At 63.8% G+C, this 11,105-nt stretch carries 10 protein-coding genes; 1 reads left to right on the forward strand and 9 read right to left on the reverse strand.

Annotation, left to right across the window (positions count from 1 at the left end; genetic code table 11):
- Window positions 1-2: 2 nt before the first annotated feature.
- Window positions 3-866, forward strand: coding sequence for an aldose 1-epimerase (locus APH44_RS12165; protein WP_256216495.1), 864 nt, complete (start codon window positions 3-5; stop codon window positions 864-866).
- Window positions 867-873: 7 nt separating this feature from the next.
- Here APH44_RS12165 and APH44_RS12170 read toward each other — a convergent pair whose 3' ends face one another.
- The 9 genes from APH44_RS12170 to APH44_RS12205 all read right to left on the reverse strand — a co-directional run bounded on the left by APH44_RS12170 (window position 874) and on the right by APH44_RS12205 (window position 10,995).
- Complete coding sequence (locus APH44_RS12170; protein WP_054892944.1) at window positions 874-1,770, reverse strand: LysR family transcriptional regulator; 897 nt, start codon at window positions 1,768-1,770, stop codon at window positions 874-876.
- A 37-nt stretch (window positions 1,771-1,807) separates the two neighbouring features.
- Window positions 1,808-1,978 (reverse strand): hypothetical protein, encoded by a 171-nt coding sequence (locus tag APH44_RS29730; protein ID WP_156343746.1) that lies wholly within the window; start codon window positions 1,976-1,978, stop codon window positions 1,808-1,810.
- A gap of 22 nt (window positions 1,979-2,000) precedes the next feature.
- Window positions 2,001-2,630, reverse strand: coding sequence for a glutathione S-transferase family protein (locus tag APH44_RS12175; RefSeq protein ID WP_054892945.1), 630 nt, complete (start codon window positions 2,628-2,630; stop codon window positions 2,001-2,003).
- A 274-nt stretch (window positions 2,631-2,904) separates the two neighbouring features.
- Window positions 2,905-3,459, reverse strand: coding sequence for a UPF0149 family protein (locus APH44_RS12180; RefSeq protein WP_054892946.1), 555 nt, complete (start codon window positions 3,457-3,459; stop codon window positions 2,905-2,907).
- Window positions 3,460-3,610: 151 nt separating this feature from the next.
- Window positions 3,611-5,254: an acetolactate synthase large subunit gene (locus APH44_RS12185; RefSeq protein WP_054892947.1), complete on the reverse strand. Its 1,644-nt coding sequence runs from the start codon at window positions 5,252-5,254 to the stop codon at window positions 3,611-3,613.
- A gap of 48 nt (window positions 5,255-5,302) precedes the next feature.
- The gene (locus APH44_RS12190) at window positions 5,303-6,031 is read right to left on the reverse strand and encodes a transporter substrate-binding domain-containing protein (RefSeq protein ID WP_054892948.1); all 729 of its coding nucleotides are present in this window, start codon (window positions 6,029-6,031) and stop codon (window positions 5,303-5,305) included.
- A gap of 99 nt (window positions 6,032-6,130) precedes the next feature.
- Window positions 6,131-7,183 (reverse strand): lactonase family protein, encoded by a 1,053-nt coding sequence (locus APH44_RS12195; RefSeq protein WP_054892949.1) that lies wholly within the window; start codon window positions 7,181-7,183, stop codon window positions 6,131-6,133.
- 113 nt (window positions 7,184-7,296) lie between these two features.
- Complete coding sequence (acnA, locus tag APH44_RS12200) at window positions 7,297-9,954, reverse strand: aconitate hydratase AcnA (protein ID WP_054892950.1); 2,658 nt, start codon at window positions 9,952-9,954, stop codon at window positions 7,297-7,299.
- Window positions 9,955-10,101: 147 nt separating this feature from the next.
- Window positions 10,102-10,995 carry a LysR family transcriptional regulator gene (locus APH44_RS12205; RefSeq protein ID WP_054892951.1) on the reverse strand — a complete coding sequence of 298 codons (894 nt, stop codon included), beginning with the start codon at window positions 10,993-10,995 and terminating at the stop codon, window positions 10,102-10,104.
- Between the last annotated feature and the right edge of the window lie 110 nt (window positions 10,996-11,105).

The following is an 11,105-nucleotide window of genomic DNA, read 5'->3' on the forward strand; positions in this document are numbered from 1 at the left end:
CAATGATCGAACTACACCTGCAAGACCGCCTGACCCGCCTCACCCTGGCCCCCGCGCTGGGCGCCAGCCTGGTCAACTGGCAGGTCAAGGCCACCGGCCAGGCGTTGTTGCGCCACAGCGATGCCGCAGCACGCGCCAGCGGCTCACCCCGGCGCCTGGCCTGCTATCCGCTGGTGCCCTGGTCCAATCGCATCGCCGCTGGCGGCTTCGCCCGCCCGGACGGCTGGCAGGCCCTGGCCGCGAACACCGACCACGATCCCTACCCGATCCACGGCAGCGCCTGGCAGCAGCCGTGGCGCGTGGAGCACCACAGCCAGCGGCGAGCACGGCTGGTCCTCGACAGCCAGCAGCCCTTCGCCTACCAGGCAATGCTGGATGTGCACCTGCACGAGGGGCGTCTTGACCTGGAGCTGCACGTCACTCACCTTGCCGCTCAGGCGACCTGGCACGGGCTGGGCCTGCATCCGTACTTTCCGCGGTATCCGGACACCCGCCTGCAGGCGTCCGCCAGCCAAGTGTGGCTTGGCGAGACCGGTGAGCTGCCATCACGGCTGGCGCCCATTCCGCAGGCCTGGCGCTTCGACAGCCCCGGCCACCTGCCACCGACTCAGATCGATCACGCCTTCGCAGGCTGGACAGGCACGTGCACCATCGAACAACCCGACGCGGGTTATCGCCTGGAATGCCAGGCCACCGGCGCCGAGCACTTTCTGTTGTTCTGTCCGCAGGATCGCGACTTCTTCTGCTTCGAGCCGGTCAGCCACCCGATCAACGCCCATCACCTGCCCGGGCGCCCGGGGCTGCGCTTGCTGCAACAAGGTGAGCAGACCAGCCTGGGGTTGCGCCTGCGTTATCTGCCAGGCTGACGGACAGTCAGTCCAGGCCCTTGGCGCGCACGTCGGCGGCGAGCATGTCGATGAACGCGCGCACCTTGGCCGAGCCGTACTTGCTCTCGCGGTGCAGGATATGGATAGGCCAGGGCGCCTCCTCGAAATCGGCGAGCACCACCTGCAGGCGACCGCTGGCGATCTCCTCGACCACTTGGTAAGACAGCAGCCGGGCGATACCCAGGCCTGCGCATGCTGCGGCAATGGCACCGTCGTTGCTGGTCACGGTCAGGCGCGGCTTCATGCGCACCATGGTCGGCTCGTCGGTCACCCCGAAGCGCCAGCCTGCACGTGGCGACAGGTTGGTGGTGGCTATCACCACATGCTCGTGCAGTTCGGAGGGGTGAGTCGGTACGCCGTGCCTGGCAAGGTAATCGGGCGAGGCGCAGAGCATGCGCCTGACCTTGCCCACACGCAGGGCCTTGAGCCCGGAGTCGGGCAACTGGCCGATGCGCACTGCCACATCCATGCCCTCCTCGACCATGTTCACCACCCGATCGAGGAAGTAGGCCGACACGTCAACCTCAGGGTACTGCTGCAGGTAACGCACGATGCTGGGCATGACGAACTTCTTGCCGAACAGGATCGGCGCGGTCACCGCCAGTTCACCCTTGGGCGTGGCGTTGACACCGGCAGCCGCCTCGTTGGCCTCGGCGATGCTGGCGAGGATGCTGCGGCAGTCTTCCAGATAACGGCCACCGGCCTCGGTAAGGCGCACGCTGCGGGTGGTGCGCAGCAGCAGCTTGACCCCCAGGCGTTCTTCGAGGGCGCTGACCGCACGGGTCACCGCAGCGGGCGACATGTCCAGCCGCCGTGCCGCGCCAGCGAAGCTTTCCAGCTCGCCGACGGCGACGAATACCTTCATCAGGTGGATGTGGTCCATGCCCTGCCCTTCTGCCTGGAAACGATGTGCGATTATTTCAGCAGCCGGGGCGAATGAGTAGGTCGGGATGAGTGATGACCTGCGGCAGCAGGTAACTGGCCTCACACTCTGCAGCACAGGGCAGCGCCGGGACATCGAGCGTGTCGATATCAGGGCAGCTGTCCCCAGGCCACGCGGCATACTGCTCGAGCGGTTCGACGACGTTCATCACTCATCTCCTCTCGCGTGGATCAGGCCTCGGCCTGCAGCCCTACCGCAGTGCGCGGCATCGCCACGAAACCGTCCAGTGCCTCGATCCGTGCCAGCCACGCTCGCACATTCGGGTAGGCCTCCAGCGACACGTTGCCTTCCGGCGCATGGGCGATATAGGAGTAGTTGGCGACGTCGGCGATGCTCGGCTCGCTGCCGGTGAGGAACGGCGTCTTGCCGAGCTCAGCGTCCAGCACCTTGAGCAGGTTGTGGGCACGACCGATGACTTCGTCGGCATTGAAGCCTGCACCGAACACGGTGATCAGCCGGGCAGCGGCAGGTCCGAAGGCGACGGGGCCGGCGGCGATGGACAGCCAGCGTTGTACACGGGCTTCGCCGGCAGCGTCCTGGGGCAACCAGCGGCCCTGGCCATAGGTCTTGGCCAGGTAGACGAGGATGGCGTTGGAGTCGCCGATGACGGTGCCGTTGTCGTCGATCACAGGCACCTGCCCGAACGGGTTGAGGGCCAGGAACTCAGGCTTTTTCTGCTCGCCCTTGGCCAGGTCGACGAAGATGACTTCCGGCTGCAGCTTGAGCAGCGACAGCATCAGCAGGGCGCGATGAGCGTGGCCGGACTTGGGGAAGTGATAGAGTTTGATAGGGTTGGACATGGTCTGGACTCCGGTTCAAAGGGTTGAGGTCTGAGCGCCGGTATCCAAGAGTGGCGCTGCTGGAGTGAATCCTGCACCTGTTCGCCGTTCAACAGAATCCGTGTGGCCAGCAATCCATAATTTCGCTGATCGGAATAATACAAGCGGTGCACTGCCCAAAAACCCTGTGGGAACAGGCTTGCCCGCGAAGAAGCCACCGCAATAGATGGCAGCGGTGGTAGGTCGATGGCCACCGGTTGCTCTGAGTCTCGACTTCGCTATGAAGCGCCAGTGATCAGTTGCGTATCAGCTTCTGATAGCGATACAGACCGCGGGCCGCCTCGATCACGCCTGGCACGCAGGCCTGATGTTCGTCGAAGCTCATCGCATCGAGCAGCTCGAAATTGTCTTCCAGGCCATGCAGGGAAATGGCCTTGAGCAGGGCGTCCTGCTGCGCTGGCAACTCGCTCCACTCGGCAACCTGGGTGCCGCGCATGTAGCCGAAACACCACTCTTCGAGAATGATCGCTGGCCCTTCCTCACCCTCGCTTTCCTCGAACAGCGGCTCGAAGCCGTCGAGGTTCTCGGCCAACTGCTCGGCGACCTGGTCGGCGTAGCGCAGCATCAGCGCAGTGTAGGCTTCCTCGTGGGCGGGCTTCTTGAACTTGGGCACCTTGCCGCCGGCAACGGCTGGCAGCCATTGCTCGGGATTTACGCTGACAGGGGAGCTGGCCAGCGCAGTGAAGAAACCGTTGAGCTCGGCGAGGTTGAGTACCGAGTAATCGTTGCCGTAGGTGATCAGGAGGTCTTCGAGGCGGTGGAGTTCTTTTTCGCTGAGCGGCGGGAGCATGGTGCGGGTGTCCTGAAAAGCGGATGTGCGTGCACCCTAGCACAGGGAAAAATAAGGTGAAGCGTTTGTTGCCCGCCACAATGCAATCGCGGGCAAGCCTGCTTCCCCAACCTGCCGGGAAGCCGACTTGCCCGCGAAGACACCTCAGGCCTTACACCGCCAGCGCGCGCTCACGCAGCTCGCTGTTGAGGATGCGGTCGTTCTCGCTGTAGTCGACCGGGCAGTCGATCACATGCACGCCCGGGGTCTTGATGCAGTGCTCGAGCAGCGGCAGCAGGCCTTCGGCGCTTTCCACGCGGTGGCCATTGGCGCCGTAGGCTTCGGCGTACTTGACGAAGTCCGGGTTGCCGTAGTCCAGGCCGAAGTCGGTGAAGCCCATGTTGGCCTGCTTCCAGCGGATCATGCCGTAGCCGTCGTCACGCAGGATCACTACGGTGATGTGCATGCCCAGACGTACGGCGGTTTCCAGCTCCTGGCTGTTCATCATGAAGCCACCGTCGCCGCACACCGAGATCACCGGGCGTTCCGGGTACACCAGGTGCGAAGCCATCGCCGACGGCAGACCGGCGCCCATGGTCGCCAGGGCGTTGTCCAGCAGCACGGTGTTGGGCTTGTGCGCCTTGTAGTTGCGGGCGAACCAGATCTTGTAGATGCCGTTGTCCAGCGCGACGATGCCTTCGGAGGGCAGCACGCGACGGATGTCGGCAACCAGGCGCTGCGGGTAGACCGGGAAGCGGTCGTCGTCTGCACCTTCGGCGATCTGCGCCTCGTTGGCTTCACGGATCGCCATCAGGCGGGTGAAGTCCCAGTGCGAGGTGTCGGTCAGCGCTTCACTGATCTGCCACACGGCGTTGGCAATGTCGCCGATCACTTCGACCTGCGGGAAGTACACGGCATCGACTTCGGCGGAGCGGAAGCTGATGTGAATGACCTCGGTGCCGCCACGGACCATGAAGAACGGCGGCTTCTCGATCACGTCGTGGCCGATGTTGATGATCAGATCAGCGGCTTCGACAGCGCGGTGTACGAAGTCACCGGACGACAGCGCCGCGTTGCCCAGGAAGCGCGGGTGGCGCTCGTCGACCACGCCTTTACCCATCTGCGTGGTGATGAACGGGATGCCGGTCTTGTCGATCAGTTGCTTGAGGACCTTGGCGGTCATCTTGCGGTTGGCACCGGCACCGATCACCAGGATGGGGTTGCGGGCGTTCTGCAGTTTCTGCACGGCGGCTTCGATGGCCACGTGCTCGGCCAACGGACGGCGGTGCAGGCTGCGCGGGATCGGCAGCGCGTCGGTCTGCTCGGCAGCGATGTCTTCAGGCAGTTCCAGGTGCACGGCACCGGGCTTTTCTTCCTCGGCCAGGCGGAAGGCTTCACGCATGCGCGCCGGGATGTTGTCGGCCGAGGCGAACTGGTGGGTGTACTTGGTGATGGGGTCCATCATGCCGCACACGTCGATGATCTGGAAACGGCCCTGCTTGGACTTCTTGATCGGCTTCTGGCCGGTAATCATCATCATCGGCATGCCGCCCAGGTAGGCGTAGGCACTGGCGGTCACCAGGTTGGTCGCACCAGGGCCCAGGGTCGACAGGCTGACGCCGGTCTTGCCGGTCAGGCGACCATAGGTGGCGGCCATGAAGCCTGCGGATTGCTCGTGGCGGGTCAGTACCAGCTTGATCTTCGACTTGCGCAGGGATTCGAGCAGGTCGAGGTTCTCCTCGCCGGGAATGCCGAACACATACTCGACACCTTCGTTTTCCAGGCATTGCACAACGACATCGGCGGCCTTGGCCATCTTGCTTGTTACCTCAATTGATTGGACGTGGGTGGAGTCCAGGGACGGTCAGCGCGGTGCGCTGACATCGGTCTGTCCGGTGGCCAGCAAAGCCCCCCGAACAAAGCCTTGACGCAGGCAACGCTCGACAAAGTCACGTACGAATGCAGCCGAATTGTCGCAGCCCCTCGGAACAGCCATGGCCTGACGGATCGCGGTGAACGCACCGTCGAGCACACGGTAGCGTGGATCAGTGTCGGCGACCTTCTGCAAAGGCTGGCGCACACCCGCGGCGGCGTCGAGATTTTCTTCGACAAACAGATCGACGGCTGCGGCGGAGGTGTCGGCGCGGCACAGTTCGGCATGCTGCAAGGTGCGGCTGAGGTAGAGGTCGTAGGCCGCGCCTTTGCCGACGGCCAGGCGCAAGCCGGTTTGGTCGAGTTCGTCGACGTGCTGGAAGGGAGCGTCTTTCCTGACCAGGTAGGTGCCCTCGATCAGCACGTAGGGCTCGCTGAAGGCGATCTGCGTCTCGCGCACCGGTTCGATGGCGAGGAAAGCCAAGGTCCAGGCGCCCTCCTCCAGCGTGGCGAATACCTTGCCCGCGGCGTCGAAGGTGCGCATCTCAAGGCGCACGCCCAGTTCTTCAGCCAACTGCCTGGCCAGGGCGACCGAGACGCCCTGGGGCTCGCCATCAGGGCCGCGTTGGGCGAGGACCGGGTTGCCGTAGTTGATGGCAGCACGCAGGACGCCATCGGGGGCGAGTTCTTCGAGGACGGCCTTGGGAATAGTGAGAGTCATTGGAACTCCGCTGGGCTATGAGTGGGACTGATGATTACAGCTACTGGCTGTGGGACCGGGCTTGCCCGCGAAAAGGCCCTCACCGATCCGAGCATCAGCTCAGGCAGAAAAGACCATGCACACCGGGCTGCCGGTGGGCACCGAGAAACCGGTCTGGCGCAACCTCCCCTGCTCGGGATCGACGGCGAAAGCCACGATGCTGTCACTGTCTTCGTTGAGCGCGAAGAGGAACCGCTGATTGGGAGTGAGGGCGAAGAAGCGTGGGGTCTTGCCGCCACTGGGCTGCACTTCGATCAGGCTCAGCAGGCCGCTGGCGACATCGACCGCATACACGGCAAGGCTGTCATAGCCGCGGTTGGAGGCGTAGACGAAGCGACCGCTGCGGTCGATCTCGATCTCCGAGGCACGGCTGTTGCCGGTGTAGCTCGACGGTAGCGACGGGAGTACCTGCAACGGCTGCAGTGCCCCGCTGTGGGGGTCGAAGCGGTAGGTGGTGACGGTCGAATCCAATTCATTGATCACATAGGCGAACGGCGCCTTCGGGTGCAGCGCGACATGACGCGGTCCGGCACCTTCACGGGTAGTGACGAAAGGCTGCTCGGCGGGATGCAGCCGGCCGTTGTCGAAGCGAAAACTGAATATCCGATCCAGCCCCTTGTCCGGCACCAGGACGAACTGGCCCGAGGCATCGAAGAGGTTGAAGTGCGGCTTGGCAAAGGGCTGCTCGATGCGGTGCGGGCCGATCGGGCCCTCGAGCTCGAGCAACTGGTTGAGGGTGCCGAGGCGGCCGTCCTGTTCGACATTTAGCACGGCAAGCGTGCCCGTGAGGTGGTTCGAGACCACCAGGAAGCGCTCGCTCGGGTCCAGTGCCAGGTGCACCGGATTCTTGCCTTCGCAGCGCTGCCGGTTGAGGAACGTGAGTCGACCAGTGGCCTTTTCGACGGTGAAGGCGCTGACCTCGTCGAGGTCGCCATGCACCGTATAGAGCCGGTCCCCGGCTCGATTCAGCGCCAGGAAGGACGGGTTGACCAGGTCGCCGACGACCTGGACCTGCTCCAGGCTGCCGTTGCCCTGATCGAGGCGGTACACGGTGATGCCATCGCCGCGGGCGTTGCGCTCCCGGGTGGTGCGCGAACCGACATAGGCGTACATAAGGGTCGTTCTCCCAGTTGCGGATAGGTGGATCACCTGGCTGGCTGCCCATGGTCAGGGACGCGGAGCTGCCAGGCAAGTCCGCGCCCTGTTCAACCGTTCGTGCCGGGGCCTCAGCCGCGGGTGCGTTGCACCACCTTGCGAATGACGTAGGGCAGCACACCGCCATTGCTGAGGTAGCGGATCTCCTGCTGCGAGTCGAACCGTGCGATGAGCTCGGCCTCATCGACACCGCCATCGACGCGGCGCACCTGCAGGCGAATGCGGTTGTCACCGACCTTCAGTTCGTCCAGGCCGATGAAATCGAACTGCTCGCTGCCGTCGAGCTGAAGGTCTTCGACGCCCTGCCCTGCCGGGAACAGCAAGGGCAGCACACCCATGCCGATCAGGTTGCTGCGGTGGATACGCTCGATGCTGCGCGCCACCACGGCTCGCACGCCGAGCAATGCCTGGGCCTTGGCCGCCCAATCGCGACTGGAGCCTGCGCCGTAGTTGATACCCGCGAACACCACCAAGGGGGTACCGGCATAGCTCTGCGCGGCTTCGTAAAGCGGCAGGCACTGACTGTGGTCGGCATTCCAGGCCCAGGCGCCGACGCCAGGCTGGGTATCACCGAGCAGACGGTTTTTCACCGACTTGTTGGTGAAGGCACCGCGCAGCATGACTTCGTGGTTACTGCGCCGGGTCGAATACTGGTTGAGGTCATGTGGGTCTTCGCCGCGAGCCAGCAGCCACTGGCCAGCCAGGCTACTGGCGGGAATAGCGCCGGCTGGGGAGATATGGTCGGTGGTGACGTTGTCCCCCAGCACCATCAACGAGCGGGCGTTCTCGATTGCCAGGCTCGCCTTGGGTTCGGCCCGGATATCGGCCAGGTACTGCGGGCGGCGCAGGTAGGTCGAGCGCGCGTCCCAGGGGAACTGCACGCTGCCCTCGGCCGAAAGGGCCTGCCAATGATGGGTGCCGTCCCACACCGTGGCCAGGCGCTGCTGGAAGAACTCGGGCTTGACCACCTGGGCCACCAGCGCCTGCACTTCGTCATCCGCGGGCATCAGGTCGTGCAGGTGAATCGGGTTACCGCCGCTATCCTGACCGAGCGGTTCGCGGGTCAGGTCGATATCGATGCGCCCGGCAATGGCGAAGGCGACGCACAGTGCAGGCGACGCCAGGTAGCCTGCAGGTACCTTGGGGTTTACCCGGCCTTCGAAGTTGCGGTTGCCCGAAAGCACCACCACCCCCTTCAGGCCTTGATCGGCAAAGGCCTCGACATGCGTCTCGAGCTTGCCGGAGTTGCCGATGCAGGTCATGCAACCGAACCCGACCAGGTCGAAACCCAGGGCGGAGAAGTCCTGCAGCAAGTCGGCTTCACTCAGGTAATCAGCCACCACCTGCGAACCGGGCGACAGCGAGGTCTTCACCCAAGGCTTGCGCTTGAGCCCCAAGTGCCGCGCGCGACGGGCCAGCAGACCGGCCTGGATCATCTGCGCGGGGTTGGCGGTGTTGGTGCAACTGGTGATGGCCGAAAGCACCACCGCGCCATGGTCGATGGCCTCGCCGAAGCTGGGTTCGAAATAGCGGTTACCGATCAGTTCGCTAGCGCCCAGCACCTGCTCACGGAACGACTCGCCGGCGCGCGACAGCGGCTGACGCTGGTGCGGCTGGTAGGGGCCTGCGACGCTGGGCTCGATGCTGGCAAGGTCGAGCTCGATCAGTTCGTCGAACTCAGGCTCCGGCAGGTCGTCGTGGCGATAGAGCCCCTGAACCTGCAGGTAGGTGGCGGCCTGCAGGCACAGCTCGGCGGAGCGACCGCTGAGCTTGAGGTAATCGAGGGTCTGGTCATCGAAGGGGAAGAACACCACGGTGGCACCATACTCGGGCGCCATGTTCGATACCGTGCCACGCGCAGCCCAGCCGAGGTTCGATAAACCCGGGCCTGTGAACTCGACGAATTTGCCCACCACCGAACGCTGACGCAGGATCTCGGCCACGTGCAGCGACAGGTCGGTGGCGGTCACCCCAGGGCGCAGGGCGTTGCTGACACGAATACCGATAACCTGGGGGAAGTTGATCGGCACCGGCTCCCCCACCATCGCCGCCTGCCCTTCCAGGCCGCCGACACCCCAGCCAAGCACGCCGATGGCGTTGATCATCGGCGTGTGGCTGTCGGTGGCAACCATGTCGTCAGGGTGCAGCAAACGCTGACCCTCGGCGGTGCGGGTTTCCCACACCACCTTGGCCAGGGCCTCCATGTTCATCTGGTGGATGATGCCTGTACCCGGTGGAATGACAGCAAAATTGTCCAGGCTCTTCTGCGCCCATTTGATGAAGCGATAGCGCTCGCTGTTGCGACGAAAATCGATCTCGAGGTTCTGCTCCACCGCATCGGCTTGTGCGTAGTGTTCGACGATCACCGAATGGTCGATGGTCAGCACCGCAGGAATAAGCGGGTTCATCGCCGCCGGGTCGCCGCAGAGCTCGGCGACCACATCACGCATTCCAGCAAAATCGGCCAAGGCCGGCAGGCACGTGGTGTCGTGAAACATCAGACGGTTGGGCTGGAATGGCACCTCGCAGTCCGGTCCATCGCCGACGGCGCGGGCAAGCACGGCATCCAGCGCCTCGGGAGCGCAGCGCGCCACATTCTCAAGAAGGATGCGGATGGCGTAGGGCAGGCGTTGCAATTGGGTGGGAGCCAGCAGTTTCTTGAGATCGAGATAGGTGAAGTGATCCTGGTCGATCTGCAGGGGACTCATCAGGTGGGCATTGTCGATCATGCGCGTGTCGCTCGGCTTCTTGTCGTTGTCATGTCGTCGTTCAGGCGACGACGCTGCAGGTCGGCCAATGCTAGGCGCTGGAGCGCGGAGTGAAAATTGATCGATTGCCACGTCAGCGTTCTCCATCGGAGAACGCTCGAAGGGATGTTATGGCTCGGAGGGTGCGCGCAGGTGATCGATGAAGGTCTTGAGCGTCGGCGAGGCGACCTCGTACTTCTTGAATACCAGCAGCAATGAACGATGGGCCCAGGGCTCCGACAAGGTCACACACTTGAGGCGATGGCTGCGCACGTAGGGCTCAACCGCGCTACGCGGCAGAACGGTAATACCTAGGCCATTGGCGACCATGCGACACATGCAGTCGAAGCTGCTGATACGGATGCGTAGCTTGAGCGGTTGCCCCATTGTTTTGGCCTGTTCGGTGAGCAGGCTGTGCAGGGTACTGTCCAGGTGCGGGCCGACGAATTCATACGCCAGCACCTCGCTGAAGTGCACGGTGCGGCGCTTGGCCAGATCGTGTTCTGCCGGCACCACCAACACCAATTCATCGTGCCGGTAAGGCAGGGTTTCAAGCCCCAGAGGAGCGGTGTGCGAGGAGATGATACCGAGGTCGGCGTGATCGTCGGCGACAGCCCGGACGACCGCCGAGCCAATACCTTCCTCGATATCGAACTTGATCTGTGGGTAAAGCTGGACGAAGCCAGCCATGTCCTGGGGCAGGAACTGCGACAGCGCCGAAGTGATGGCGTGGATGCGGATATGACCCTTGACCCCTGCGGCGAACTCGCTGAGTTCGTTGTCCAGCTGTGCCATGGTCTGCTTGAGCTGACGGGCGTAATAGAGCAGGGACTGGCCGGCAGGCGTCAATTCGACACCGCGCGCGTTGCGAATCAGAAGCGGCGATCCGATCTGCGCCTCAAGTTCGCTGATGCGCTTGCTGATCGCGGAGACTGCAAGGTGCTTGATACCCGCAGCGCGCGTCAGATTACGCTCTTGGGCGACAGTGATGAACAGGTCCAGGCTGGTGAGGTCGTAGCGCATGCGGGCCGGGTCAGGGAGGAATAGAGGTGCACCATACCCTGTAGAGGCAGGCTTGTCCCGTGGCGTGGGTGTTGTCGGTGGGGGGAGCGATGCGACCTGGCGAACGCCAG

Origin of the sequence: Pseudomonas sp. NBRC 111143 (assembly GCF_001320965.1) — a bacterium.
Taxonomy (GTDB): Bacteria; Pseudomonadota; Gammaproteobacteria; order Pseudomonadales; family Pseudomonadaceae; genus Aquipseudomonas; species Aquipseudomonas machongensis.